Origin of the sequence: Brevibacterium sp. UMB1308A (genome assembly GCF_030230605.1) — a bacterium.
In the GTDB taxonomy this organism is placed as follows: Bacteria; Actinomycetota; Actinomycetes; order Actinomycetales; family Brevibacteriaceae; genus Brevibacterium.
Window position 1 is genome coordinate 197638 of sequence record NZ_JASPDO010000001.1, and the last position, 26405, is coordinate 224042.

At 54.9% G+C, this 26405-nt stretch carries 23 protein-coding genes and 3 tRNA genes; 13 read left to right on the forward strand and 13 right to left on the reverse strand.

Annotation, left to right across the window (positions count from 1 at the left end; all coding sequences use genetic code 11):
* Window positions 1–128 precede the first annotated feature (128 nt).
* Window positions 129–479, reverse strand: coding sequence for a metallopeptidase family protein (locus QP868_RS00940; RefSeq protein WP_284924628.1), 351 nt, complete (start codon window positions 477–479; stop codon window positions 129–131).
* A 185-nt stretch (window positions 480–664) separates the two neighbouring features.
* Here QP868_RS00940 and QP868_RS00945 point away from each other — a divergent pair.
* The 6 genes from QP868_RS00945 to QP868_RS00970 all read left to right on the forward strand — a co-directional run bounded on the left by QP868_RS00945 (window position 665) and on the right by QP868_RS00970 (window position 4922).
* A tRNA-Glu gene (locus QP868_RS00945) sits at window positions 665–737 on the forward strand.
* A 27-nt stretch (window positions 738–764) separates the two neighbouring features.
* Window positions 765–838 (forward strand) — tRNA-Asp (locus QP868_RS00950).
* 60 nt (window positions 839–898) lie between these two features.
* Window positions 899–971: transfer RNA gene (locus tag QP868_RS00955), tRNA-Phe, on the forward strand.
* Window positions 972–1136: 165 nt separating this feature from the next.
* The gene (locus QP868_RS00960) at window positions 1137–1559 is read left to right on the forward strand and encodes a cupin domain-containing protein (RefSeq protein WP_284924629.1); all 423 of its coding nucleotides are present in this window, start codon (window positions 1137–1139) and stop codon (window positions 1557–1559) included.
* 127 nt (window positions 1560–1686) lie between these two features.
* Window positions 1687–3039, forward strand: coding sequence for an MFS transporter (locus QP868_RS00965; protein ID WP_284924631.1), 1353 nt, complete (start codon window positions 1687–1689; stop codon window positions 3037–3039).
* Between the two features lie 155 nt (window positions 3040–3194).
* A complete protein-coding gene (locus QP868_RS00970) occupies window positions 3195–4922 on the forward strand; it encodes an AMP-binding protein (protein ID WP_284924632.1) in 1728 nt (575 codons plus the stop codon).
* Between the two features lie 39 nt (window positions 4923–4961).
* Here the strand turns inward: QP868_RS00970 and QP868_RS00975 are convergent, their stop codons facing one another.
* The 12 genes from QP868_RS00975 to QP868_RS01030 all read right to left on the reverse strand — a co-directional run bounded on the left by QP868_RS00975 (window position 4962) and on the right by QP868_RS01030 (window position 19128).
* Window positions 4962–5804 (reverse strand): lytic transglycosylase domain-containing protein, encoded by an 843-nt coding sequence (locus tag QP868_RS00975; protein ID WP_284924633.1) that lies wholly within the window; start codon window positions 5802–5804, stop codon window positions 4962–4964.
* A complete protein-coding gene (locus QP868_RS00980; RefSeq protein ID WP_284924634.1) occupies window positions 5804–8422 on the reverse strand; it encodes a hypothetical protein in 2619 nt (872 codons plus the stop codon). Before QP868_RS00980 ends, QP868_RS00975 begins: the two co-directional genes overlap by 1 nt.
* Before the next feature lie 159 nt (window positions 8423–8581).
* Window positions 8582–8998 (reverse strand): DUF779 domain-containing protein, encoded by a 417-nt coding sequence (locus QP868_RS00985; RefSeq protein ID WP_284924635.1) that lies wholly within the window; start codon window positions 8996–8998, stop codon window positions 8582–8584.
* Window positions 8998–10521 carry an acetaldehyde dehydrogenase ExaC gene (gene exaC, locus QP868_RS00990; RefSeq protein WP_284924636.1) on the reverse strand — a complete coding sequence of 508 codons (1524 nt, stop codon included), beginning with the start codon at window positions 10519–10521 and terminating at the stop codon, window positions 8998–9000. The genes QP868_RS00985 and exaC overlap by 1 nt, the downstream gene beginning before the upstream one ends.
* Before the next feature lie 130 nt (window positions 10522–10651).
* Window positions 10652–11299: a prepilin peptidase gene (locus QP868_RS00995; RefSeq protein WP_284924637.1), complete on the reverse strand. Its 648-nt coding sequence runs from the start codon at window positions 11297–11299 to the stop codon at window positions 10652–10654.
* Window positions 11296–11706, reverse strand: coding sequence for a hypothetical protein (locus QP868_RS01000; RefSeq protein WP_284924639.1), 411 nt, complete (start codon window positions 11704–11706; stop codon window positions 11296–11298). The genes QP868_RS00995 and QP868_RS01000 overlap by 4 nt, the downstream gene beginning before the upstream one ends.
* Entirely contained in the window at window positions 11706–12935 is a 1230-nt protein-coding gene (locus QP868_RS01005) for a hypothetical protein (RefSeq protein WP_284924640.1), read from the reverse strand. Before QP868_RS01005 ends, QP868_RS01000 begins: the two co-directional genes overlap by 1 nt.
* Window positions 12936–12974: 39 nt before the next feature.
* On the reverse strand, window positions 12975–13331 hold the full coding sequence (locus tag QP868_RS01010) for a DUF192 domain-containing protein (protein WP_284924642.1): 357 nt from the start codon (window positions 13329–13331) through the stop codon (window positions 12975–12977).
* An 8-nt stretch (window positions 13332–13339) separates the two neighbouring features.
* Window positions 13340–15148: an OmpA family protein gene (locus tag QP868_RS01015; RefSeq protein ID WP_284924643.1), complete on the reverse strand. Its 1809-nt coding sequence runs from the start codon at window positions 15146–15148 to the stop codon at window positions 13340–13342.
* 100 nt (window positions 15149–15248) lie between these two features.
* Window positions 15249–15794 (reverse strand): lipoprotein, encoded by a 546-nt coding sequence (locus QP868_RS01020; RefSeq protein ID WP_284924644.1) that lies wholly within the window; start codon window positions 15792–15794, stop codon window positions 15249–15251.
* Window positions 15795–15798: 4 nt separating this feature from the next.
* Window positions 15799–17625, reverse strand: coding sequence for an OmpA family protein (locus QP868_RS01025; RefSeq protein WP_284924645.1), 1827 nt, complete (start codon window positions 17623–17625; stop codon window positions 15799–15801).
* A gap of 93 nt (window positions 17626–17718) precedes the next feature.
* Window positions 17719–19128, reverse strand: a complete 1410-nt coding sequence (locus tag QP868_RS01030; RefSeq protein ID WP_284924646.1) for an OmpA family protein — start codon at window positions 19126–19128, stop codon at window positions 17719–17721.
* A gap of 818 nt (window positions 19129–19946) precedes the next feature.
* Between QP868_RS01030 and QP868_RS01035 the strand changes: the two genes are divergently transcribed.
* The 7 genes from QP868_RS01035 to QP868_RS01065 all read left to right on the forward strand — a co-directional run bounded on the left by QP868_RS01035 (window position 19947) and on the right by QP868_RS01065 (window position 26401).
* Window positions 19947–20480 carry a hypothetical protein gene (locus QP868_RS01035; protein ID WP_284924648.1) on the forward strand — a complete coding sequence of 178 codons (534 nt, stop codon included), beginning with the start codon at window positions 19947–19949 and terminating at the stop codon, window positions 20478–20480.
* On the forward strand, window positions 20477–21256 hold the full coding sequence (gene cpaB, locus QP868_RS01040; protein ID WP_102238974.1) for a Flp pilus assembly protein CpaB: 780 nt from the start codon (window positions 20477–20479) through the stop codon (window positions 21254–21256). Before QP868_RS01035 ends, cpaB begins: the two co-directional genes overlap by 4 nt.
* A 1-nt stretch (window position 21257) precedes the next feature.
* On the forward strand, window positions 21258–22811 hold the full coding sequence (locus QP868_RS01045) for an AAA family ATPase (RefSeq protein ID WP_284924650.1): 1554 nt from the start codon (window positions 21258–21260) through the stop codon (window positions 22809–22811).
* Between the two features lies 1 nt (window position 22812).
* Entirely contained in the window at window positions 22813–23205 is a 393-nt protein-coding gene (locus QP868_RS01050; RefSeq protein WP_284924652.1) for a TadE/TadG family type IV pilus assembly protein, read from the forward strand.
* Between the two features lie 3 nt (window positions 23206–23208).
* Window positions 23209–24573, forward strand: a complete 1365-nt coding sequence (locus QP868_RS01055) for a TadA family conjugal transfer-associated ATPase (RefSeq protein WP_284924653.1) — start codon at window positions 23209–23211, stop codon at window positions 24571–24573.
* 281 nt (window positions 24574–24854) lie between these two features.
* A complete protein-coding gene (locus tag QP868_RS01060; protein ID WP_284924655.1) occupies window positions 24855–25496 on the forward strand; it encodes a type II secretion system F family protein in 642 nt (213 codons plus the stop codon).
* Window positions 25493–26401: a type II secretion system F family protein gene (locus QP868_RS01065; protein WP_284924656.1), complete on the forward strand. Its 909-nt coding sequence runs from the start codon at window positions 25493–25495 to the stop codon at window positions 26399–26401. The genes QP868_RS01060 and QP868_RS01065 overlap by 4 nt, the downstream gene beginning before the upstream one ends.
* Window positions 26402–26405: the final 4 nt, after the last annotated feature.

Here is a 26405-nt window from a genome sequence, read left to right on the forward strand (position 1 = left end):
GTAATTAAAGCTATCCAAGCAACCATAAACGAACGAGTCGGTAAGGGGCCAATTGTAAAGCCCGGATCACGTATTTTTGCAGGTTGGGCAGATTTATTTTTTAGGCCGCCTGAGAGCGCTTGGGGACTTTAGCCCCACCCCAGTTCATGCAGGCGCTCGTCGTCGATTCCGTAGTGGTGCGCGATTTCGTGGACGATCGTGATGTAGATCTGTTCACGCAAGTCTTCTTCGTTGAGCGCGAAGTCCACCAGCTGTTTTTTGAACAGAGTGACGGTGTCCGGCGGGACAAACCCATAGTCAGCGCCACGTTCAGTCAGCGCGATCCCGTCGTAGACACCCAGCATGGGTGGCTCCCCTTCAGGAGAGGAGTCCTCGACAAAGATGACCACGTTGTCCATGTGTGCCTTCAACTCTTGAGGCATGAGTTCGAGCGCTTCTTCTACGAGCGCATCGAAGTCCTCATCAGCGATCTGGTCCACATGTGCATCTTACGGAGTTTCACGGTCGAAAAGGCCGGTTTTTTCGCGCTCGCGTCGTTGTTTTGCACAGGGTGTTTCAGATCACTCCCTGCTCGTTTTGCATTCCACACTAGTTTCAAGCTAAGCTATCCAAGGTCCGAAAGACACCAGGTCGCAATCACGGTTGCGCAAGGTCGAATCGGCAGGCCCCCATCGTCTAGCGGCCTAGGACACCGCCCTTTCACGGCGGCGGCACGGGTTCAAATCCCGTTGGGGGTACGCAGTGGAAATTCTCCACGCACACCAGGCCCTGTGGCGCAGTTGGTTAGCGCGCCGCCCTGTCACGGCGGAGGTCGCGGGTTCGAGTCCCGTCAGGGTCGCGGAGCACCTGGCTCTTCTGAAAAGAAGAGCCTTTGTTCTATGGTTAGCTAAGCGACCATGGCTCTGTAGCTCAGTTGGTAGAGCGTTCGACTGAAAATCGAAAGGTCACCGGATCGACGCCGGTCGGAGCCACAACATGAAGAGGCCCTGTCACCCAGTCTGAACTGGGAAAGCAGGGCCTCTTAACTTTTGTTGCCCCCACCCGGTCTGCCGCACCCTCACACGGAACCACTCACAGAACATAGCCAAGCCTTTCCTCGCTAGAACACCCACACCTCGGGCGCCTAAAGTAAACATATGGCAGAGATCAAGGACAACGGGCCCAACCCGTACGCAGTCAACATTGAAGAACTCACCCTAGAAAACGAAAACTTCCGCACCGCCCTGTGGACCGGCGAAGAATTTCAGGTCACTCTCATGGAAATCCCCGTCGGTGGCGACGTAGGACTGGAAGTCCACACCGAAAACGACCAGTTCCTGCGCCTCGAACAGGGCAAGGGACTCGCAAAAATGGGCCCCGCCAAGGACAACTTCACCTTTGAGCAGGAAGTTTCCACTGACTGGGCCGTCATCGTCCCCAAGGGCGTGTGGCACAACATCGTCAACATTGGCGACGAACCCATGAAGCTCTACAGCATCTACGCTCCTGCCCACCACCCACACGGCACGGTGCACAAGACTCAGGCAGAAGCAGAAGAAGCTGAGGCCCACGAACACTGAGTTACGCCTGGCACTCAGGTAACCGGTTTCTAACCCGCCGAGGTCGTTCCCACCTTGCGCTGTCAAGGAAGGAACGACCTCGGGCATGCTTTCTGCCACCACCAACCACCCCCGTAGGACAACCACTGTGAGCACAACCGACAAACTGTATTCAGCACTCATGAAACGTGAGGCCGAATCTGACATGCCTGAGCAAACCCGCTCACAGGTCGCATCCAACGGGCTCAAACTCATCACGGCCAACGCCTTGCAGTCCTCTGGGGACCAAACGGTGAACGCGTCGACCGTGTTGCCGTGGCTGTTCTCAGCCTTGGGCGTACCGCCGGCGCTGGCCGGACTTCTGGTTCCGATTCGCGAATCCGGTTCGATGCTTCCGCAAGCGGCACTCACTCCCCTGGTGGTGAAGGCGCGCTACCGCAAACACGTGTTCGTAGCCGGCGCACTCACGCAGGCGGCCTCGGTTGCGGTAATGACAGGGGCCGCTGTTTTCGCATCTGGGCTTGCAGCCGGGCTCATCATCATTGCGGCACTTGCAGTATTCTCTTTTGGTCGGTGCCTGTGCTCTATTGCATCTAAGGACGTGCAAGGTCGCACGATCCCCAAAGGCGAGCGCGGCCAGATCAACGGGCTTGCCACAACGGTTGCCGGGTTCGTGGCGATCACCTTGGGGCTAGCGATTCGCGTGTGGGGTGGCGACGATCTCACACCCCAAACACTTGCGTGGATTCTGGGCTTAGGGGCAGTGCTGTGGGTGGCCGTGGCCGCCGTGTACATCAGCATTGACGAACCCAGCGATGCAGAGTCTTCGAAGTCCGCTTCTGCAAAATCTGCTCCCGCAAAGTCCGCGCAGGATGCAAAGGCGTCCAACTGGTTCAAAGACACCATCGACCTGTTGCGAACGGACCAGCTGTTCCGTCATTTCGTCACGGTGCGCTCACTGCTTTTGGTGTCCTCGCTGAGTCCGCCGTTTATTGTCATGCTTTCGGTGCAGTCGGGCGCCTCGGGACTGGCTGGCCTAGGCGGATTCGTGATCGCCTCTGGGCTGGCGTCACTCTTGGGCGGTCGGATCTTTGGCCGATTTGCTGACAAATCAAGTAAACGGCTCATGAGCGTCGGCGCAGGAATTGCTTCCGCGATTATCCTGGCCACGATCCTCATCGCGTCGATTCCTGCTCTGACGGACCAGCACACGCTCATCAGCGTGGTGTTCGTGGTGGCATATTTCCTCATCACCCTCATGCACACAGGCGTCCGCGTGGGACGTAAAACATATGTAGTGGATATGGCTGAAGGCGACATGCGCACAACTTACGTGGCGGTGTCCAACTCAGCCATGGGATTCATGCTGCTGATTGTGGGTGGAATCAGCTCTGCATTGGCCACAATCCACGTGTTCTACGCGCTGGGTTTCCTCGCGGTCATGGGTCTGGTGGGCGTCTTTACCGGTGCCAAACTGCCCGATGTTTCGCGCAAACAATAGGCCCACAAGACTCCGCCCTGCACTCCCTCGGCCGTACGCGTTTCTCGCTGCGACACACTATTGCATCACCCCAGCGTGTGACTTATATTACAAACAGGTCAGTAAACAGTGACTAACTGAAACAACACTCACGCGTTGCACGCAAAGGAGCGCCAATGACGTCGGCCCAACTCTCCTACTCCTCCGGACCTTCATCAGCACCCCTCTTAGGTGACACGATCGACGGGCACTTCCAAAAACTGGTCGCATCCGACCCACAAGCCATCGCCCTGATCGACCACCCAACGGGACGCACATACACATATGAACAGCTCAACGAACAAGCCAACTTCTTGGCGTATGGGCTGATCGAACGTGGCATCAAGAAGGGCGACCGCGTAGGAATCTGGGCCCAGAACCTCCCCGAATGGGTCATCGTCATGTACGCATGCGCCAAACTGGGCGCAATTCTGGTCAACATCAACCCTGCATACCGTGCCCACGAACTTGAATACGTGGTCAAACAGTCCGGCATGACCATGCTCATCAGCCAAATCTCGGCACCCCCACACTCCGACTTCGTGGCCATTGCCCGGGAAGTCAACACCCAGGTGCCCAGCCTCCAACTCGTCTACATCGACACGCCAAACCCCAACCACAACCCGGAAGCCACCTCGAAACTCACCCCACACACCCACACCGAACACACCCTCAACCCCACGGAACTCCTTTCCACCTTGTTGACGCGAGGCAATGAACTCGCGCAGACCTCGGGCGCCAAAATGGCCCAGCGCCTCGAAGCGATCTCCCACGAACTCAACGCCGACGACCCCATCAACCTGCAGTACACCTCGGGAACCACCGGATTCCCCAAAGGCGTGACCCTGACCCACCACAACCTGCTCAACAACGGGTACTTCATTGGCGAACTACTCAGCTACACGCCGGCCGACCGCGTGTGCCTCCCCGTGCCGTTCTTCCACTGCTTTGGCATGGTGATTGGGATCCTCGCGGCCTACTCGCACGGCTCCAGCGCCATCATCCCCAACCCCGGGTTCAACCCGCAGAAGACCCTGGAGGCCGTCACCGCCCACAAGGCAACTTCGCTGTACGGCGTGCCCACCATGTTCATCGCGGAACTGGAGTTGGCGAACTTTGGCCAGTACGACCTCGGTACCCTACGCACGGGCGTCATGGCCGGCTCCACGTGCCCAGTGGAGGTCATGAACAAGGTCATTGATCGGATGAATATGGCCGAGGTGGCAATCTGTTACGGAATGACCGAAACTTCCCCTGTATCCACCATGACGCGTGCAGACGATTCGATTGAGCGTCGCACGCAGACCGTTGGCCGGGTGATGCCACACGTCGAGGTGAAGGTCGCCGACCCTGTCACCGGACTCCCGCTGCCTCGTGGGCAAAAAGGTGAGCTGTGTACACGTGGCTACTCCGTGATGCGCGGTTACTGGAACGAGCCAGACAAGACCGCGGAAGCCATTGACGACGCAGGGTGGATGCACACAGGTGACCTGGCGATCATGGACGAAGACGGTTATCTAGACATCTCCGGTCGCATTAAGGACATCGTGATTCGCGGTGGCGAAAACATCTACCCGCGGGAGATCGAAGAGTTCCTCTACACGCACCCCGCAATTCGAGATGTTCAGGTGGTGGGGGTTCCCGACTCAACCTACGGCGAAGAGCTCCTGGCATGGGTGATCTTGCGCGACCCCAATGACACGCTCACCGCCGAGGACGTCAAGGCTTTCGCTCAAGGCAAGCTCGCGCACTACAAGATTCCGCGGTATGTGGAAGTGCGGACAGACTTCCCGATGACGGTGTCCGGGAAGATCCGCAAGGTAGAGCTCCGCGAAGAGGGCGCACAACTCATTGAGGGCAAGTAACGGCGAGCAGCGCCGCTATTGCGGTCGTTAGCAGAATTCTTAGCGACGCTGCCCGTTGTTGTTAGCCGGGACGGTCGCTGGGGCCGGTGCTGGGGCTGGCGATGTCACGCGCGCAATGTTGTTCGCGGTTGCGAAGACCTTTTGCACATAGTCATCCGAGTCGTTGTATGCGCGAATTGCTTTATCCCAGCCGACTGACGATCCCATGTTTCCTGATTTGCACAGGTACGCGACTGCGGTAACGGTAGCGTCGTCGATGTTGTTGGGGTTGGTACGGCCATCCCCGTTTCCGTCTTTGGCCATGCTCTGCCAGGTCTGCGGCAAGAACTGCATGGGCCCTACAGCACGGTCAAATTCGGTATCGCCGTCCAGTCGCCCTTTGTCGGTGTCGTTGATGCGCTTGAAGCCTTGACCGTTGAGCTGAGGGCCCAGAATGTCCTTGTCAGCGTTGCCGTCATCTTTAATCTTGGCTCCACCCAGGCGACCGTGGTTCGACTCAACTGCCCCGATCGCTGCCAGGGTGTTCCAGTTGAGGTTGCACGAAGGGTGTTCGCGCACACCCCACAGGGTAGCCCCCACATAGGCCTGGAGGACGCGACGCGGAATGTTGGTCTTTTTCGACGTGTCGTCGAGCCAGTCCAGTGACAGATCAGCTTTGGCAACGGCGGCGGGGTCCGCGGTAGGTGTTGCTGTTGGGTCGTCATCTGCGCCGCCCAACGAATCTGGTGTGGGCAGTGGCGCTGGGTCTGGCGTCTGTGGTCCCGCCGCTTGGCTACTGTCAGGCTGGAGGGACAGTTTGGTGATCACAACACCGGATCCCACCAAGAGGCCCAGCGCCAAGAGTCCTGCGATCGCAACGAACACTTTAGAGCCGGTGCCCATCAGTACCTCCTGCTGTTCAGTACGACCATGACAATGAAACCAATGAGAATCGCGGCGAGAACGATTCCGGCGATGGAAATGGTCCACCATTCGTCGCCCAGCTGTCCTTTAGCCTGGTCGATGTTCTTGTCTAGGGGTTTCGCTTCAGGTTTTTCTGGTTCGTCGTCTTGGGGCTGCAACAGGTTCTGTTGCACGGCACTTCCTGCGCACGTACTCAGGATGTTCGACGTAACCAGCGAACGAGCAGTGTCGACCGTGTCACCTACCGCGAACTTCATGGTGTAGCCCTTCGAGCCCACCTTGAGTTCAACTTCGTATTCGCCCACTTTGTTGAAACCGAATGTGAGCGCACCGCTTTCACCTGCGGGGAGTTTTCCGGTGTCGCCGTCGCTGAGTCCAGCCCCATCTGATTCGGGGCCAAATACGATTGCGTCACCCGTGCCACTGATCTGGCGCATGCTGATCTCGACTTCGTCGTTGCTTCCCGAGGTGTTCCATTCGAAGGATGGGGCACTTGCCCCAGCGCCACCGGTTGCCCAGTAGCTTCCCTGCGGGTCTACGAAGTCGGTGATTCCAGCTTGCGCGGTACGGGTTGCGGACTGCGAGATCACCGAGGTCGAACCGGCTGGCACCGTACGGGTGCCTTTGCGGTTGCTCACCTTGATGTTGCCTGCTGTGTGGAAGACGAAGTTTCCGGAGCGCAGTTGCTGTTCGTCTTCAACATTGACGGGGCACAGTTTCACGCCGGATGGTGCGCGCACGATCTTGATATTGGGGTCGGCTGTTGGGGTCGCCGAGGCCCCTTCCGTAGCGCCGTCCGTGGCTTCGTCTGTGGGTTCGCCCTGGGCTTCAACCGTTGACGACGCTGTGGGTTCAGGGGTTTCGGTTGCCTCAGTTGGGGTTGAGGTTACCGTCGGCGTGACGCTTGGTGACGCTGTGGCGCTCGGTGTCGCCGAGGTCGTTGGAGTTCCCGTTGGCCCTGGAGTGGGCTCTTCGTCCTTCACATAAGGCCTGGTGATGGGGAACCGAAGCCCAGAGTTGTTAAACAGCGCGGACTGCTTACAGTCGACCGATGCTGGGTCTGCTCCGCCTACTGCGAATTTGAGGATCCTGTCGAAGTCGGCCCATTCGTCTGGTGCGCCGTCTTTGGTCATGGATCGGGTTCCGTACCCTACGCAGTACACGCCTGGTTTGCTGAACTTCCAGGTGGCGAACAGGTCACGCGAGGCGTTCGAGCGGTGGCGCACTTTGCTGACCGTGTTGCGGCGCAGCTCGAGCGATCCGGCCCATTCTTTGGGTTCAGACGATTCAATGGCAGGTTTCTTCCCTGGTTTAGGTTCGTCTTTAACCGGCTTCTTGGTGTGAGGGTTAACCGTACCGTTGCGGTAGTGGGCGGTTGCACCTTCAGGCGCGTCGATGAGGTTAAACTGGAACTGTTGCAGGGGCGCATCGCCGCTGAAGGAGAACCCGAGGTCACTGGTGTCCTTGTTGACCTCGTAGTACGGTTCTTTGGTCGTGGAGTCGGCTTGACCTGCTGGGTCCAGTGGCAACATGTGCGCGCCGGATTGGCTTGCCCGTGGAGTGTTTTGGGCGTCGCAGTCCGCGGTGATGTTTTGGGCTGCTTGCTTCCAGTCTTTTCCGACTGCAATGGTCAGGTTGGTGGTTTTTTGAGTGAGCGTGGGGGCGGTTGCTGGGAACGAGTTACCCAACTGGAACGTTTCACGCAGATGCGAAACCGTCACCGCCACACAGAACACGGAAACCTCTGGTTCTTCCTTCTCCGGCGCTTCCGGATCCTGTGGCTCAGGTGTGGGCTCCGAGTCTGACGTAGGTTCTGGATCAGAGGTTGGTTCTGCAGTTGTCGTTTCCTCTGGGGTCGCTGTTTCTTCTGGCGTGGGTTCGCTGTCTACCAGGTCATTCGGCGTTTCAGCAGGAGTGGCCTGCTCCTCGTTAGAAACGCTAGTTCCGCCGGGAACCGGGTTGAGCGAAGGGTTGATAAGGGGGTCTTCGCTGGGTTGCTCACTTTGGGTGGGGGTTTGTTCGGGTGTGGCCGAGGTCGTTGGGGTTGGTTCGATCCCGGGAGTTTCTGCGAGGTCTTCTACTTCAGTGAGTTCCCATGTAAGTGGGTACTTGTGGTCGACATCGAACGCGCGGGAGGCATTTGAGCTGATAGGCGAGTAGGTAGACACCTTACGCTCGGTTGCACTCGAGGTGATGTCGACGCGCGCACCGGCTTTCTTCTCACCGTTAGGCTTCACGACTTTGGCGCCTGTGACGGACACACTCACTGGCTGGTCCTGGGGTTTGAGGTCGTGGGGGCGAATGGACGAGTCGAAGATCCCGTCCTCGGATCCAATAATGACGTCTTGTGCAGGCAGAACCTTGCCGTCACTGCGCGGGTCATCGATAGTAAGGCCGTCCTCGCCGACCCTCAACGAGGGTCGGTCGAGGAGCTTGCGGTCTGCTGCACCGGTACCCGGTTGCGCGTCCGACCGTTCGTTAGAAACGATCGTGGGCGCCGCCTCGACAAAGTGTCCAGGCATGATGACAAGTGCAAGCACCGCGGCCACTACTGTGGGGATTGCGCCGGGCACTCGCGGACTAGGTAACATCCGCACGAGTATTCTCCTGAGGGGGTGTGCCTTTATTTGGCCAAGAACGAGTAGACCACACAAAAGTTAACACACAGGAAACTCGCCGTTACACCTAAACGTCCGTTAAGCTTCCCACCAGGAGTAATACGAAATCTGAAGTACTTGCCCCTTAGAGAATGCCCTCTACGACTCCATGAGTCGCGAACGAATAAGGAAACGCTTTCCAGTAGGTGACTCAACCGAAAAACCCGAGCCACGCCCCGTCACCACATCGACGGTGATGTGAGTATGTTTCCAGTACTCGAATTGGGCTTTAGACATCCAAAACTCGCACTGCGCGGCTGCTTCTTCCACCTCGGGCAAGGTGAAAACTCCTAACAGCACGTCACTGTCCCCCGTGATGAACTCCCCTGCCGGGTAGCACATGGGAGCCGAACCGTCACAACATCCGCCGGACTGGTGAAACATCAGTTGACCGTGAACGCCCACCAGTTCGACCAACAGGTCCACAGCTTCCTGGGTGAGAGCCACCCTGGAGTGACTTTCACCCGGGGGCGCCGGCGCCTCTAGTACCGGCGCCCCCGCTTGTGCGTTGCTCATTAGAACAGTCCAGTGGGCTGCTCGGAGTAGCTGACCAGCATGTTCTTGGTCTGCTGGTAGTGGCTGAGCATCATGAGGTGGTTCTCACGGCCGATACCAGAGTTCTTGTACCCACCGAACGCTGCGTGCGCTGGATACGTGTGGTAGTTGTTCACCCACACGCGCCCAGCCTGGATTTCGCGACCAGCTCGGTAAGCCGTGTTGGTGTTACGGCTCCACACACCTGACCCAAGACCGTACAGCGTGTCATTGGCAATGCTCAGCGCTTCGTCGTAGTCCTTGAACGAAGTCAGCGCGAGCACAGGACCAAAGATTTCCTCTTGGAAGATGCGCATGCTGTTGTTCCCGCGGAACACGGTGGGCTGAACGTAGAAGCCACCGGCCAGATCGCCGTCAAGGTGAGCTTGCTCGCCACCGATGAGCACCTCGGCCCCTTCTTCCTTACCAATAGCCAGATACGACAGGATCTTTTCCAGCTGATCGTTGGACGCCTGCGCACCCACCATGGTGTTCGTATCCAGCGGGTTGCCTTGCACGAACTTCTTCACACGCTCAATACCTGCTTCGACGAATTCGTCGAAAATGCTTTCCTGCACCAGAGCGCGCGAAGGGCACGTACACACTTCACCCTGGTTGAGCCCGAACATGGCAAGACCTTCCACCGCCTTGTTGTAGAAGTCGTCTTTTTGCTGGGCCACGTCTTCGAAGAAGATGTTGGGGCTCTTACCACCCAGCTCCAGAGTGATAGGGATGAGGTTTTGGGAGGCGTACTGCATGATGAGGCGCCCCGTGGTGGTTTCACCAGTGAACGCGACCTTAGCAATGCGCGGGTTGGAGGCCAGCGGCTTACCGCATTCGACACCGAATCCGTTAACCACGTTGACAACGCCAGGTGGCAATAGGTCTCCCAAAATCTCCATGAGAACCATGATGGAGGCTGGGGTTTGTTCAGCCGGCTTGAGCACGACTGCGTTGCCGGCGGCCAACGCTGGGGCGAGTTTCCAGATGGCCATGAGGATCGGAAAGTTCCACGGGATGATCTGGCCTACAACGCCCAAGGGTTCGTGGAAGTGGTAGGCGACGGTGTCTTCGTCGAGCTGGGACAGGTGGCCTTCTTGCGTACGGATCGCCGAGGCGAAGTAACGCAAGTGATCAGCGGCTAGCGGGATGTCGGCGGCGAGGGTTTCGCGGATTGGCTTGCCGTTGTCCCAGGTTTCAGCAACAGCGATTTTTTCGAGATTTTCATCGATGCGGTCGGCCATTGCATGCAAGATTGCCGCGCGTTCTGCCGGGCTGGTTTTGCCCCACGCGGGCGCTGCTTTGTGAGCCGCATCGAGGGCGAGCTCAATGTCGTCAGCATTTGATTGAGCAGCTTCGCAAAAGACTTTTCCGGTGACGGGAGTGACGTTTTCGAAGTATTTTCCAGATTTTGGGGTGACCCATTCGCCACCAATGTAGTTGTCATAGCGAGAGCGGAATTCGACTTTCGCTCCATCGGTTCCTGGCTGAGCGTAAACGGTCATGATACTCCTCGTTGAGTGTGTTTCCGCCTCCGTTTCTGGGGGCTTGTACGCACTCTAAGGGCAGACCAATGACTGATCAATCGTTAAGTTTTTGTGATCTAGGGTGCTACCGTACGCGAACTGGCTTTCGTCAGCCTAACGCCCCAATCACTATGATCACCAGCGTTCCGATGATGAGGTATGGCCCCAGAGCGATCGCAGTTTTCATGGTTGCTTTGCGCATGATCATGAGCACGACCCCCACAGCAAAGCCCAAGAGCATTCCGATGAACGGCCCCAAGAGCAGTGCGAACCAACTATAGGTTCCCAGCACGGCCCCCATCGACAGACCAAGCTTCACGTCACCGAACCCGAACGCTCCCCCAGCAAAGATGAACATGACGAAGAACGCGGCGAACAAGATGACCATGCCGGCACCACCTCGCAAGGCGGGCCCCCAGTCACCAGACGTCAGTCCCCCAGCGACCAGCGCAATCACGCTCGCGCCTGCCGCCGGCAGCGTCACCACGTCGGGCAACCTGCGCTCAGCAAAGTCAATCGCAGCCAGGATCGGAGAAACCGCAACAAACACGGCTGCCACGTACGCACTCGGGTGGTTCCACCCGTACGCAACCAGAGTGGCCACGGCCAGCACGCCACCGGCACCGAACAGCGCAACGAGCACCCACCTCGGCGGGTCCCACGTCTCTAACAGGCGGTAACCGCGGTCAGCGGGTTCCACCTCGGCGGGGTTCTGGGCAGGTTCGCCGGAACCCAGGTCGTCATGATGCTCGTTCACGGCGCCACCTCCTCTTTTTTAGGTTTGCTGACCATGGAGGCGGCTGTGATGATTGCCCCCACGAAGAGCGCGTCGATGAGCAGCTCAACGAGTGCCAGTGAGTCACTGGACAGGGTGGCGATCAAAGCGAAAGGGATGAGCGGGATAACCGCGCCTAACATGCCGGCTGGCACCAGGTTGAAGAGGATACGGCGCAGTGGGGCGTCGAGTTCCCACATACGCTCAGCCGTCATTCTGGTGAGCCCAAAGCGCCACAACAGCACTAGTGCGACGAAAAGCAGACGCGTGAAGCCTGTTCCTAGGTTGAGTGCGAGCATGGGCCCCAGAATCACGGCTGCCACGAACGCGATAACGCTCACAGCGGCGTTCATCAGCAGGGATGCGTAAAATCCTTTTGCGTAAAACATCAGGACTCCGTCTCACAGCTGACGAACGGTTCGAACTGTGCGTGTGGAAGGGCCAAGTCAGCGGCGTTGACTTCGCGGGCTTCCAGTCCGGCTGTGGATTCGTGCATGAGGGCGTGCTTGGTGAAGGCTTCGGACAGGCTTTCTACGTCGAGGTCCGCCGAGGTGGCAAAGGTCGTTTCTGTGACCACAGCGGTGTCTCGTGCACGGTCGCGCATGGCTGAGTACGGGTTTGTGGATGCTTTACCTTCTGCCACAGCTTTGTCGAAAAGGCCGGTTTTTAGGGTGTCGACTTTGGCACCTTGGACGATTTTTTGGTCCACGAGTGCTTTATAGGCTTCGCGGTTCGTGGTTTGTTTGAGGTCGAGCGTGTAGGACCGGACAACAAAGTTACCGCCGTCGGTTTTGACCGTGGAGTCGAGAGTGGCCCTGTTAAATTGTGAGGCCTTGATGACGCTGAGGTTCCATGCTTCTGAAGCGGGCCCAGAAATTGTAAGTGAGTAGGGTATTCCGTCTGGGGCTTTCCGCACGTCGGTTTTTATAACACCTGTGATGCCCAGAGTTGCGGCTAAGCGGTTCATTGAGGGGGTGTCGTTTACGGGGAGTTGAGTCACCAAGGTTTGGGTGGTGTGTTGGTCGCGTACGTTCTGGCTGATAACTCCTTCGGAGTTTTCCCCGGCGGCAAATCTGGTGCCTTCTGCCCAAGGTTCGGCGGAGTCTTTGGACACGAGACCAATTTTGGCCATGAGTTTGGTGAAGCCCTTGTACGTCCCGTCGGTGGTGGGGCCCACCCCGGCGTCGATCGCGCGGGGAAGCGAAGTGGATTCGTCGTACACGAACCGTTTGGCTTGCTCTTGGTCGGAAAACGAGTAGATGTCCACTCCCCCGTGTTGCGCGGGGGTGGCGATTTTCACGGCCCCGTTGACCACCCCGGCCAGGTGCATGGGCTGTTGTGCGGGCGCGGTGGTGGAAAACGATGTGAGGCTTGACGAAAGTGCTTTGTCGCGTCCCACACCTGAGCACTGTGGCATCTGCCCTACGCTGGTCGAGCAACCTTCGCCAGAACATAGGCCGTCTGCCAGGGAGTAGCCCAGGGGGCGGGCTATTGGTGTGGCGATGATTGCGAGGCCCGTGAGCACCGACAGCATGACGGTTCGTTGTTTGCGCAGGCGACGCGGGTCACGCGCTTTGGGTTTGCGATTCTGCTTACGCGTGGGCAGTTTCAGTTTCATTGCTTTCGCACTCTGTAAGGGGATTCTGGGGTACGGGGGCTATGTTTCTTCTGCCAGGATAATACGAACACCCTGGTGGATGCCCCACTGCTCCAAAAGTCCGGGGTTGGCCTCCAGAACGGCGTAAGCGTTGCGGACAGGCATGTGCATGGTCCACGGTTTGAGGTTTTTCACTGTCAGCACCTGACCGTCTTTGTCGATGTACGCCACTTCGAGTGGGCGGTTAAACCCAATAGAGTGCACGGAGCTACACGGCACGATCATGAGGGCTTCAGCGTCGCTGAAGAACAGGCCGCGGAGGCGCCGAAGTGCGGTCCCAGCGAGTTGGACCGTGAAGTGGGTGCCTTGCGGGGTTGTGAGGCAAACTTCGCGGGCTTTTTTGTTGAGGTTTTTCATACGCGTTTCTAGCCTTGTGCGGTAGTTGACGGCCGAGGTGTCGAAGAGCTGGGTGCGCCTGCGGACTGGGTGCGGTTCACTTTGATCTGCGCAGTGTCGGCCACGCGGATAATGAGTTCATCTGACTCCATGCTTGCTTTGGGGAAGAAAGCAAACATTTCGATCGGCTCACCACGAGCAACCGTGTAGTCAACCGGGCTCATCGTTTGCGAGCACAGACAGTTACCAGGCCCTGCCGTCACCGTTGTCGCCATCATATTTGTTGTCTTATCCCACAGTGCCAGGTTGCTGAGCGATGGAGTGGCAGGGTACTCAGCGGTGAAGTTTTGTCCAAATGGCATTGTCTCCACTTTTGAGTCCTGCTGATCAAACGCAGATTTGTCGTCTTGCCCTGATACCGTACTCACAGCAACAGTCAGTTTCAGAAAGTCCCCCTGCTCCTCCAGTGCTTTGACATCAAAATTTAGCTCAGGGGTGTCCCCGCCTTTCGGAGTAGGGAGAACACCTGCTGTAATGCCACCGTTCGACGTTGCTGCTTTCATTTCAGGAAGGTCTTTAACCTTTTTGCCAGTGTCAACGTTTGCATCGATCTGGCCCTGGGGCTTGTAGTTAAACGAAACTCGACGGTTCTTTGCTTGATTCTTTTTGATGGGGTTTCCCTTACCATCGCGATTTGGCACGATTGGTTTAGTCTCACCGAATCCTTTGGTCTCCAGCTGGATACCCGCCCCAGAAAGCTTGGATTCAATAGCTTTTTTAACCGATTCCGCACGACGCTCGGATAGGTCTTGGTTATAGCTTTCATCGCCTTCGTCATCAGTGTGGCCTTCGACTACAACCTTCTGGCCCTTCGCTGTTTTCTTCAGCTCTTCGACAACGGAGGAAATCGCTTTTTCCGCGTCCTTGTCGAGTTTGTCCGAGTCGAACTCAAACAACACGTCCGAACTCACATTGAGCGCTGAGGTTTCGCCTCGGTCAGACACGGAGGCATCCGTCACTGACTCTGTATTTACATCCAAAGGAATCCGTCGCTGCCCTACAGCACCAGAACCGTAGACATCAGGGATGGCGTTTTGACCATTCTTGATAAACGAGAAATCGACAAGTTCTGGAACGTCAAACTTTTTATCCTGGCTCACCGCAACGCCTTCAAGAACTGCCGCGTTATCACCAAAAAAGACCGAAACCTTGTCATCCTCAGGCGCAGGGAAATCCGCATAAAACAACCTCAGTGACTCGGGCGCAGTTGAGGTGTCGTCTATTTCCTCGGGACCATACGAACATACGCAGTCGGTATTTCGACTCACTTCATCCGTGGCCGGTAAGTCCTTGGCCTGAGGGGCGTCCTTAAACGAACCGTCCCCAGACTGTGAAGTCCCCTGGTACGGTTCGATAAATTGTTTTGTCTCAAAGTCAGCAAGACGAGTCCACGGAACACGCTGCGAGCGCCCTTTCTGACTCCGCAGTTCATCTGGTGATAAATGTTTACCGTCAACGGGCGGCAACCATGCAGCGACCATGCGTGCAGACGTGCCGTCAGAGTCTAACGACAACACTTCCAAGCGCGCTTTAGCCAAACCGTCGTCAGTCGGGCGCTCCACCACAGTCTGCGCAACGGGCTCACCCAAAGTATTCGGACGCCAAAAACCATCACTCTCCACCACCTCGGGAGCCGGAGGCTGCTGACCACCACCGCCACCGTCACCATTTCTCCCTATGCCAGGGATGCAACCAGAAAGAACCACAGTGGCAAGGATCACTGTGGCTAGAACATTCAGGCGGGGACGATATAAAGAGGGGACTTTGAGGGGTTTCATACAGGCAAACTATAGCGACGAAGTTGCAACGAGTGCGCAAACCGCACATGTCAACAAAGTTAAATCTGCGCCTAGTCCACCCTTACCGCGTTTCACAAAGTCAGGGCGTGTATTCGAGAGAATCACGAATACCATCAATCATTGCCGGTGCTACGCTCGTGCCAATAATTTCGACGCCTGCAACCTTCTCAGACTTACGATTCGACACAAACATCCACGTACCATTGACTGTCGCTTCCTCCTGCGTGGTTGTAAAGGAGGCTTCTACCCCAACATCGGCGTTCTTGACCTCAAGCTTTGACACCTTTTCAGAAGAAAAGTCTTCACCATACGGTCCACCAAACATCGCTTCAGTTTGGATAACGCCCAGTGTCGAGTCAGCTTCCGCAGTACGGCCAAGATCGTCGCTCACGCGAATAACAACCGTAGGGTCAGACGGGTTGTCCGTGAACGACTTCGTCCAACCATCGGTCGGTTCATAGTCAGTCACCTCACTCACCCCATCTGGGAGTTCAAACGTAATCGTGGACCCACCAGCACGGTTGGATGTGCTGTCCTCAGGGAGACCTTTGCCTCCGCCCAGCCCACAGGCTGATACGAGAAGTACTGCTGTAACAATGGCAACGAATGGTTTAAAGGCACTCATGGTTTTAAGAGGTGGAAGTCGGTTCAGGGGCGGACTGGGAAGGTTCACCACTTGGAGCGCCCGTCTGCCCGGCCGAACCGTTGCGGTTAAATTCCAGTTGCGACGTATCGCCGACGCGAAGTGTGAGAGTGTCGGACGTGATGCCCTTCTTAGGGAAGAACGCAAACATTTCTACAGCTTCGCCACGAGCTTTGTCCTTATCCGTTGGTCGCACAGACCGCGAGCACAGGCAGTCCAGTGGGCCGGCTGTCACCGAGTGAGCCAGCAGGTTGCTCGATTTGTCCCACAGCTGCATGTCGATCGTGGTGGGAGTGTCCCTGTAGTGAGTGACCGGGTTGTTTCCAAAGGCCATTTTTTCTTCAATGTTGGCGCCCTGGGTAAAAGCTCGTTCAATGTCTTGCCCAGATGCCGTTCGCAGGTCGAAGGTCACTCTCAAGAACTCGCCGTACTCCTCAATTTCTTTGATATCTAGTTGCATTTCAGGAGCATCGGTATCTTTCGGTGAAGGAACAATCCCACTAGCCAGGGCATCAGTAGAATCGCCTGGCTTCATCTTTTTCAGGTCGGAGATTTTCTTACCAGTATCCACGTTGGGGTCGATGTCGCCTTGGGGCTTGTAGCTAAACGAAACCCTGCGGTTCTTCGCTTGGTTCTTCTTAATAGCGTCACCGCTGGCTGTGCGGTTCGGAAGAATGGGCTGTGATTCTCCAAAGCCTTTCGTCTCAAATGAAATGCCTGAACCGCCAACCTTGGGCTCTAGGACTTTTTTGACTGATTCTGCACGTCGATTCGACAGGTCGACATTGTATTTCTCATCGCCTTCATCGTCAGTGTGACCTTCAATGGTTACTTTCTGACCAGCAGCTGATTTCTTCAGCTCATTAGCGATACCGTCGATCAACTTTGAATCAGAGTTCTTCACTTTGTCCGAGTCAAAATCAAACAAAACATCTGCGCTCACGTTCAATGCCGACAAATCACCCCGGTCAGACACTGAGGTGTCCATCACCGATTCGGTAACAAGACTCATGGGGAAGCGCCTCTCATAAATAGCGCCACCACCGTAAGGGTTAGATAGGTCTTCTTGGTGGGCCCAGCGGTAGTCGATGTCCGTCAGTTTTGGCACTTCATAACGTTCATTTTCGCTGAGCTTCACATCAGTGAGCACGGCAGCGTTGTCGCCAAAAGCAATTCCAACTGAGTCCGAGAACGGTGCTGGAAAATCAGCATAGAAGAGCGGAACGTTTTCCGGTTTTTCCCCTTGGTACTTTTCAGTCTTGGGAATATTTGAGCACGTGCAGTTCGAGTACGCTCTTTGGAATTCGTCCGGTCCAGTTGGCTGAGGGCTGGGCTCATTTTGGAAATTGTCGGAGTACTGCAACTTTTCGCCCTCATAGGACGTTAGAAGCTCCTGACTTTTAAAGTCGAGTAGTCGAACAAACGGCATATCTGAGACTGTGGCAAGCTCAGTTTGCAGCTCGGAACCCTCAAGGAAGATGCCCTTAACGGGTGGTAACCATGCCGCAACCATGCGCGCAGATTTTCCATCAGAATCTAGCGACACCACTTCCAATCGTGCTTTCGCAGGACCGTCATCAGTAGGACGCTCGACTACCTTTTTCGCAAGAGGCTCGCCCAAGGTGTTCGGACGCCAAAAACCGTCGCTCTCTACCATCTCAGGGGCAGGCGGTTGTTGCTCACCACCCCCACTATCGTCATCGCTCTTACTCTGACCAGGGATACAACCAGTCAGAACCAACGCGCATATAGCCAAAACAGCGGCGCCTCCCACGCGCGACCTGGGTTCGTAGGGGAAAGTCATAAACTTCATATAAGCAAACCGTAGTGAGACAATGACGTGAAACGCGAAAACCACACGTGTACACATCGTTAAATCTGCGCGTTCAGGGTAACTCCGCGCTCATCACGAAGGCTTCACTGTCGGCAGGTTAGACTCTCCAGGCGTTGGCCGTGGCGCCACCGTGTTTCGGTCGAACGTGATCTGAGCCGTATCGGCTACCCGAAGAGTAAGGGAGTCCGATTCAATACCCTTCTTAGGTAGGTAGGCGTACATCTCGATCGGCTCGCCAGGAGCATCCACGGAGCCTTTCGTCGACAAAGCCTGCGAGCAAATGCAGTGAGGTTCACCAGCGGTCACCGTTGTCGCCATGAGGTTAGTTTTTTTATCCCATATTTGAACGTTTGCAAGGGTAGGTATGTGCGCCACACCAGTTGCCGCGTTGGGACCAAACTGCATTGTTTCAGGACGTGCAATCACTTCCGCAAAAGCTGACCCCACACTATCTCCGGTCGTTGTGCTTACTGCAACCTTCAGCTTGAGAAATTCTTTGTACTCATCAAGAGAAAGTATTTCGAAATTAAGATCGGGCGCTTTACCACCTTTACGTGCTGGCAAGATCCCGGCAGCCAGTCCCGTAGTCACATGCCCTGCCTTCATTTCAGGAAGGTCCTTGACTTTTTTTCCTGTGTCAACGTTTGCATCGATCTGGCCCTGAGGCTTGTAGTTAAACGAAACCCGACGGTTCTTTGCCTGATTCTTCTTAATGGAGTTTCCGCTACCATCACGGTTCGGCACGATCGGTTTCTTTTCACCAAAACCTTTCGTTTCAAGCTGGATACCCGCCCCAGAAAGCTTGGGCTCAACTGCCCTTTTGACCGATTCTGCACGACGCTCGGATAAGCCCTGGTTGTAGCCTTCATCGCCTTCGTCATCAGTGTGACCTTCGACTACAACCTTCTGGCCTTTCGCTGATTTCTTTAGCTCTTTGACAACAGAGTCAATCGCTTTTTCTGCGTCCTTGTTGAGTTTGTCTGAATCGAACTCAAACAACACGTCTGAGCTGACATTGAGCGCTGAGGTTTCACCTCGGTCGGACACCGAGGCTTCTGTCACAGATTCCGTATTGATATCCAGGGGAATTCGACGTTCCTTGATTGCACCTTGTCCGTAGATGTCATGTAGCTGTTCCTGGAATGTCGACTTGAGTTTGAGCTCAGCCAACTCAGGAATCGAAAACTTCTCACCCTGAGTAACCGGAATATCTTCAAAGAATGCGGCATTGTCTCCGAAACTCATACCCACAGAAGTAGATTCTGGCGCCGGAAAATCAGCATAGAAAACCCTCACGTTTTCAGGGGCATTGCTGGTGTCCACATCTGATGGTGGTCCGTCCGAACATACACAGTACGTCTCGCGCGATGAGTCAGTTTTTACCTCCCCTGCCTCGACCTGAGGATGACCAGTGGGGTGCTCCACACCAGTTCCCGTTTTAGTTTCGTATGGCTCTAATAAATCACCGGTTTCAAAGTCCACTAAGCGGGTCCATGGGATGGTTCCTGGTGACCCCAAGGCATTCTGTAGTTCGCGCGGATCGAGATACGGCCGGTCAACAGGCGGCAACCAGGTCGCAAACATACGAGCCGATGTGCCATCGGAGTCCAACGAGAGCACTTGCAGTTTCGCAAAAGCTTCGCCGTCTTCACCGGGACGCGTGACGACCGTTTCCGCCACAGGGTCCGGGAACGTATTCGGACGCCAAAAACCGTCACTCTCTACCACCTCGGGAGCGGGAGGCTGCTCACCACCTTTGCCATCATCATTGCCACCTGAACCGCCTTTAGGTGCGAGCGGATTACAGGCAGCCACAACCACGCACAAAAAGAGCGCAAGAGCCGACACCGCAATCTTGCGAACAAGGGATGTAAAGGAATGGGGAAAGTGAGGGGATAAAGTCATATCACCATAATAATTGCGCAGGCCAGAAGGTCCAGGGCCAGATTTTGGCTCAACAGATGTACGTTTGGTGAACTCTCAAAATATGAGTTACCACGCCTAGACACCTCGGCCAAGACTTATTATTCTCGTTGGTAGCACTACCCATGCACTCCCTCCGAAGAACTGAACACATGATTCAATCCCCAAAGACGTCCCGCGTTTTCGCCGGGAACGCAGAGATCGATTTTGCGCTCCAGTGCGTAAGCAACGAAGATCGCGCAATCTTTGTTGTCGACAAAAAACGTTCGCTAGATTCAATTCGAGTCATCAACCACGCGCGAGCATCTACGTTAGCGAACGAAGTCCTCATCCACGTTTCTCGACTATCCCCGCTCGGGCTTTCCACTCTCGTCGAAATGCTCGACTCCCTCAAAACCTCCTTGTCGAGTGCTCAGCTATTCGCTTTGGCACATGACCTAGAGGAACACATCCACTGCCAAGCCCTTTTGAAGTCGGTCTCAAAACTACAGGTTGCAACCCCGAGTTTGATTCAGCATTTTATGGGTTGGTGGCCATCTACTAAATTCATTGCTGAGGCGCACGGACCTGTCGTGTCTGCGGCAAAGATGCAGGTCGATGATGACATACTCGCATTTGATGAGCCGCAGGTTTTGGTCATACAAGAAGACCCGCCCGAGTCAAGTCAACAATTTCTGAGCGATCTCATTGACGTTGCCCAACCATCTACGGTCATTTATCGCTCGCTCGCAAAGACTGAGTACTGGGGAAACTCACCAGAACTTCAGTGGTGTTTCGCTCCTGCAAATTTGCATGCGTTCACAGACTCCATTGAACGCACTTCCGAACGTTGCAGGTGGTGCCATGAAGATTTTGTGCCGCCAGTTTGCCCAGTATGTAGCTCATTCGCCCCTAACGGAGAACAAGCATGAACCCGAAACAACGACGTGGACTAATCTTTCTGATTGCCGCGACACTGCTAGCGGTCCTAGTATTCATTGGTGTCATTGCGTACGTGCAGAACGTGAACTCACAGGTTGGACCAAGCACAGAGGTGTTTGTAGCCAAAGAGGACATAAAGGCGTTTGAACCAATTGAGCAAGACAAACTTGAAACCCAACGGGTGCCAAACCGCTACATTACCCCTCAGATGGTCACTAGTGCCGAACAGGTTTCGGGACAAAAGGCCGCGACCAGCATCTCAGCCGGTTCCTTCATCCAAACCGATCTGATTGAACCGACTTCTTCGATCGCAGACGGGCAGCGTGAGATCTCTGTCAGCTTTGATGCAACAGCAGGTGTAAGTGGCCGAGTAGCACCCGGTGATGTTGTAGATGTAGTCGCCTCTTTTGCCAAGCAGCGAGAAAATGATCAGGGCGAGACAGCCTACAAACGCGCCGATATTCCCTACAACATCTCCGGCACAATCGTGCGTAACGCTCACGTCGTTTCTGTTGGACAACCCGTTGACCCGAACGCGGTGGTTGGAGCCGCCGACGAAACAGGCGCACAAGCTGGATCTGTACCAGTAACATTTGCGGTCACCGTCGAGGAAGCCGGACGCTTATCATACGCTGAGTCCTTTGCTATCAGCATGCGACTCATGAGGATCGGCAATAACGAAACCGACACGAAAGTTCGAGACGAAGACCGCTCGTTCGACGACCGCGATCTTCAAGAAACGCTTTCTTCGGGCAAGGACAAGTAAAGTGAAATCAGCAATTCTCATCAGTGCGGACGAAACTCGAAGTTTCGAAATTCGCTCCTCCATCATTGACGCTGGGCTCGATGTGTACCGTCAGTACTCGTCGTCGTCAGCCCTTTTGGCTGCGCTCCCTACAGTGAATGCTGATGTCGACTTGATCGTCGTCGACCAAGTAGTTGAGCCGATGAACGTCTGGGACTTGACACGTGAGATTTCGGGACGCTACCCCGCCCTGGCAACAATCGCCGTTATCAATTCACCGCAACCCGAGGATTACTCCAGCGCCATGGAGTCCAATGTGCGGAGCATTGTTTCCTACCCCCTTCAATACGAAGACGTTAGCCAAAAAGTTAAGTCGGCCCTTTCTTGGGTAGCTACCGTACGCTCCGTTGTAGGTGACCGTTCATCATTGGACTCATCAACGGGCAACCAAGGAAAGATGGTCACAATCAGCGGGTCCAAAGGTGGCGTTGGTACAACCACAATTGCCACGCACCTTGCAATTGAAGCTCAGAAATCAGCACCTGATATGTCGGTTGTGTTAGTTGATTTGGACGTTCAAAAACCGGACCTATCAATCGTTCTGAACACTCCGCAATACCGGACAATCACCGATTTGCTGGCTGTAGTGGACGAACTGAACCCACGGCAACTCGAAGAAGTGCTTTTCAAGTCACCTGCGGGCTTCTCCGTGCTATTCGGGCCAGTAAACGGCGAAGACTCGGAGCTAATCACCGAACCAATCGCCAAACGAATAATGGGGATGCTGAGGTCCCGCTTCGATATGGTGATCGTGGATACCGGGTCGACAGTTGGTGAGGCAAACTCCGTAGCAATCGAAATGGCTGATGAAGCCTACATCGTAGCAACAAGCGACGTGCTCAGTCTTCGTGGCGCTAGACGACTAGGCCAGCTGTGGAAACGGCTTGGAATCAGACCCACCGAAAACTCAAAGGTCATCCTGAACAAGGTGGACAAGAAGCAAGACCTGCAACCGGAGTCTTCAAAAAAGATTGTTGGCATGCCGATTGTCCCCGAATACATTCCAGAATCCATTCGATCGATCGAACTTGCGATGAACCAGCGCGACCCATCGCAAGTAACACCAGCTTGGTCAGCCCGTATCATGCGATTGGGAGTTGAAATGGGTATTGCGCGCCAAACATCACTCAGTATGCCCGAAAAATCTCGAAGCAGGCGTCCGCCAAGGAACCGCAAGAAAAAGAAGTTAGAGAAGGGTTCAAGCGCTATTGAATTCCTGGGAGTAACCATCTTCTTTTGCTTCATTGCAGTTCTTGGGTTTCAAGCCATCATGTTGGGAATGACCTGGATCTACGCCTCAGGTGCTGCCAATGAAGGAGCTCGAGCAGCTTCCGTAGGACATTCTGCAACCGCTGCCGCGAATGAGCACACGCCAGTTACCTGGCGCAAGAACATGCACGTCGTCACAACTCCCACCGAAGTAAAAGTATCCATTAAATCACCCACGGTAGTTCCACAAGCAAAAATTTTTCAGTACACCATCAATACAAGCGCTGGAATTGTGAGTGAGAAATAACATGAAACTGTTTAAGAGATCTCGCGACAAGGGCTCCATTACTCTCGAATTCGTTGGCACATTTGCTATTTACCTGTTCTTAGTAGCACTAGCATTCCAGGCCATGTTAGCTATGTTCTCAGTGTCACAAGCGAACACTGCAGCCCGCAACGCCGCACGGGCCGAGGTACTACAGGCCGGCTCAGGGCAACACGCCGCTTACCAAGCCGTTTCCCCCGGTCTCAGAAAAACCGGGGTTGATACCTCGTGCAGTGGTTCTCGCAACCCCAACGGCGAGATCAAATGTGAAGTATCTCTTGGAATGCCGCTTTTCAATTTCAAAGATGCTCCCGACTGGGCACCCAAGCTACGGGTGTCACGCTCGAACACGCAACCAATGACGGAAGCCCATTAGAGCATGTCCCTCCTCAAACGAGCAGAGCAACAACGATTACTGCGTGGGAATGAAAACGACGCGTCCCCAGAATCACGCAAAAATCAGTCCTTCAACGATCAGGTCCAGACGTACCGCCGCCTGTTGCTTGAAGAGGTTGATCTTGAAGAGCTTTCAAAACTAGAGCGATCCCAGCGTAGGGTACGGCTGGAACGAATCCTCAGTCATATCCTCTCGCAACAGGGTCCGGTCCTTTCTTCAAAAGACCGATCAAAACTGGTTCAGCGCGTAGTTGATGAAGCGCTTGGCCTCGGTATTCTTGAGCCCCTATTGGCCGATGAATCCGTTACCGAAATCATGGTCAACGGCCCTAAGACAATCTTCGTCGAACGTGCTGGACGTCTGGAAAAACTTGATCTCCAGTTTGCCAACAATGAACAGCTGATGCAGGTCATCGACCGCATCGTTGCCGAAGTCAACCGACGCGTTGACGAATCATCACCCATGGTGGACGCGCGTCTACTCACCGGCGAACGTGTGAACGTGATCGTTCCGCCTCTCGCAATGGACGGCCCAACCCTCACCATTCGACGATTTCCAAAGCCATTTTCGCTTGAGGACCTGCAAGCAAAAGGAAGCTTTGACGAGCTCACTCGCGAGTTCCTTATGGCGTGCGTGAAGGCCCGCTTCAACATCGTGGTGTCCGGTGGTACTGGTACCGGTAAAACCACCATGCTCAATGCACTGTCCGGAATGATTCCAGACGGCGACCGCATTGTGACCATTGAGGACTCGGCGGAACTGCAGCTCCAGCAGCCACACGTTATTCGCCTTGAATCACGCCCGCCAAACGTTGAAGGTAAGGGCCAGGTCACGATCCGTGACTTGGTTAAGAACTCTCTTCGTATGCGCCCCGACCGCATTATTGTTGGTGAGGTCCGTGGTGGTGAAACCCTCGACATGCTTCAAGCGATGAACACTGGTCACGATGGATCTTTGGTGACCGTTCACGCAAACAACCCGTTGGATGCGGTATCACGCTTGGAAACGCTGGCGAGCATGAGTGAGGTACGAATTCCGTTTGAAGCACTTAAAGACCAAATCAATAGTGCTGTCGATTTGATTGTGCAGTTGGGCCGTGGCGCTGACGGATCTCGCCGAATGACAGAAGTCGCCGCGGTGACATCCGAAAGTCGCGAAGAGTTCGAACTCACCACGCTTATGAAGTTTGAAGCAGAGCCACTTACAGCGGATCGCGTTGTGCGAGGTAACCACATCATGCGTCAGGTTCCCGCAAATATCGCCGATCGCCTGTGGATCAGCGGAAACGGGCTTTCTGACCGATTCCAGATCCACCCGGATGCAATGTGTGTTAAGGCCAACGCATGATTCTCGGAATAATATTAGGCACATTTGTTGTTCTCGCTCTCGCTACCATTGGGTCAGTCGTCTTCGCCATGGGGACAGCAGAACAATCCGACTTGGTAAGAACAGAACGTGGCCGGGGCAATATACCCTTTAGGCAAGAGTACGTCCGTCCTGTCGACCGTGCTTTCCAAAAGACACGGCTCGGAAGATACCTGTCAACAGCCCTCGTTCAAGCGAATTTGCGAAGCATTTATTCGGTTGAATACCTCGCGATTACAGTGGCTCTGTGCATCCTCACAATCGTGTTTACCAACCAGTTCATCGCTGTTTTCTATGCGTTCGCGCTTGGCGCTTTAGTTCTATTTTTCTCCTGGCGACTCGTTGAAACTCTCAAAGAACGCCAGCGCGAAAAGTTCATTCAGCAGCTTCCAGAATTTGCTCGCATTATGGCCAACTCAACCGGTGCGGGCCTTTCCATTCAGACCGCACTTGGCGTCGCCGCGTCTGAATTACCAGACCCAGCAGGACGCGAATTTGAAGCTCTCAAGCGTGAGCTTGAAATCGGGACACCCTTGGACCTTGCCCTTGAACGGATGTCAGCACGCATCCCTGGACGCGACCTGGATGTATTGGTGAGCACCCTAGTCATTGCACAACGCTCCGGGGGCTCATTAATCTCCTCGCTAAGAGGAATGAGCGACACTCTAGAATTTCGCAAAGAAACGAAGCGAGAGGTTAAAACGCTGGTGTCTCAGTCAAGCTATACGGGATACCTTGTGGCTGCATTCGGAGTAGGGTTCGTACTTCTGCTCTCTTCAATGACTGACGGACTGCTGTACGACCTTACGTCGACGTTAATTGGTCAGGTCGCACTCGTTATATCAGGAGTCCTCTATGCAGTCGGCATTTTCGCCATCCAGAGGCTGGTGAGAATCAAGCTATGATCGTCGCACTCCTGTTTGGGCTCTTAGCTGTATCAGTCATTGTGCTGATGTTCGTAGGTGTAAAAAGCTTGCGCGCCGATCCTCTCGATGTACTCACAGCTGAAGACCGCGCGCTTATCAAGGATGAATCCCGACTACGTAAACGGCGTAGTGGCTTTGTGACCAAAGCAGGCGAGCGAATTGGCCCGTCGCTTGGACGCCTATTCGGTGGGAACTATCGTGGCTGGGTTGAGAGCCAAATTACCTACGAAGGGCGAAACCAATACAGTAGTTATGCGACATTCCTCGCGTTCAAGGGCTCTGTCCTGCTTTTGTGCACACTGGGTGGTGTGGCACTACTAATCTTCCTCAAGATGCCGTTTTTCTTCCTTCTACTCTTCTTGATGGGATTAGTCTTACCCGACTTTCAGCTGTATTCGGCCGCTAAGAAAAGACAAGAACAGATCGACGATCAGCTCCCTGATTTCTTAGATACTTTGGCTATCACAGTTACGGCAGGACTTTCGTTCCGCTCAGCACTTTCGAAAGTTACCGAGCGCACCGACGGCCCATTAGCGCAAGAAATGCGAACTGTACTACACCAGCTCGATATGGGTGAGACTGTTTATGAGGCATTCGATGCACTCCGCAAACGCACAACGTCTGAACCTCTCGAATCCTTTGTCACGTCGTTGCTTCAAGCTGAAGAACTCGGTGCACCACTTGCCGAGACATTGGAAACAATCTCGCTCGATATGCGCCAAACAACAGCTCAAAAAGCTCGACAAACAGCAGCGAAGGCTTCTCCAAAAATCGCTGCGGTCGTGACCATGATCATGGTGCCTGGAACAATGGTACTTATCCTCGTCAGCATGTTCTTTGTCGCCGACCTTGACCAGATCGATCTTGGAAATGCCGGCAACTAAAGAT

Coding starts and splice junctions, on each gene's coding strand:
- QP868_RS01005 (WP_284924640.1), bottom strand. CDS start 12,935: ATGAAACTGAAACTGCCCACGCGTAAGCAGAATCGCAAACCCAAAGCG.
- QP868_RS01010 (WP_284924642.1), bottom strand. CDS start 13,331: ATGAAAAACCTCAACAAAAAAGCCCGCGAAGTTTGCCTCACAACCCCG.
- QP868_RS01020 (WP_284924644.1), bottom strand. CDS start 15,794: ATGAGTGCCTTTAAACCATTCGTTGCCATTGTTACAGCAGTACTTCTC.
- QP868_RS01000 (WP_284924639.1), bottom strand. CDS start 11,706: ATGTTTTACGCAAAAGGATTTTACGCATCCCTGCTGATGAACGCCGCT.
- QP868_RS00975 (WP_284924633.1), bottom strand. CDS start 5,804: ATGGGCACCGGCTCTAAAGTGTTCGTTGCGATCGCAGGACTCTTGGCG.
- QP868_RS01025 (WP_284924645.1), bottom strand. CDS start 17,625: ATGAAGTTTATGACTTTCCCCTACGAACCCAGGTCGCGCGTGGGAGGC.
- cpaB (WP_102238974.1), top strand. CDS start 20,477: ATGAACCCGAAACAACGACGTGGACTAATCTTTCTGATTGCCGCGACA.
- QP868_RS01055 (WP_284924653.1), top strand. CDS start 23,209: ATGTCCCTCCTCAAACGAGCAGAGCAACAACGATTACTGCGTGGGAAT.
- QP868_RS00970 (WP_284924632.1), top strand. CDS start 3,195: ATGACGTCGGCCCAACTCTCCTACTCCTCCGGACCTTCATCAGCACCC.
- QP868_RS00960 (WP_284924629.1), top strand. CDS start 1,137: ATGGCAGAGATCAAGGACAACGGGCCCAACCCGTACGCAGTCAACATT.
- QP868_RS01015 (WP_284924643.1), bottom strand. CDS start 15,148: ATGAAACCCCTCAAAGTCCCCTCTTTATATCGTCCCCGCCTGAATGTT.
- QP868_RS01065 (WP_284924656.1), top strand. CDS start 25,493: ATGATCGTCGCACTCCTGTTTGGGCTCTTAGCTGTATCAGTCATTGTG.
- QP868_RS01050 (WP_284924652.1), top strand. CDS start 22,813: ATGAAACTGTTTAAGAGATCTCGCGACAAGGGCTCCATTACTCTCGAA.
- QP868_RS00985 (WP_284924635.1), bottom strand. CDS start 8,998: ATGAGCAACGCACAAGCGGGGGCGCCGGTACTAGAGGCGCCGGCGCCC.
- QP868_RS01035 (WP_284924648.1), top strand. CDS start 19,947: ATGCTCGACTCCCTCAAAACCTCCTTGTCGAGTGCTCAGCTATTCGCT.
- exaC (WP_284924636.1), bottom strand. CDS start 10,521: ATGACCGTTTACGCTCAGCCAGGAACCGATGGAGCGAAAGTCGAATTC.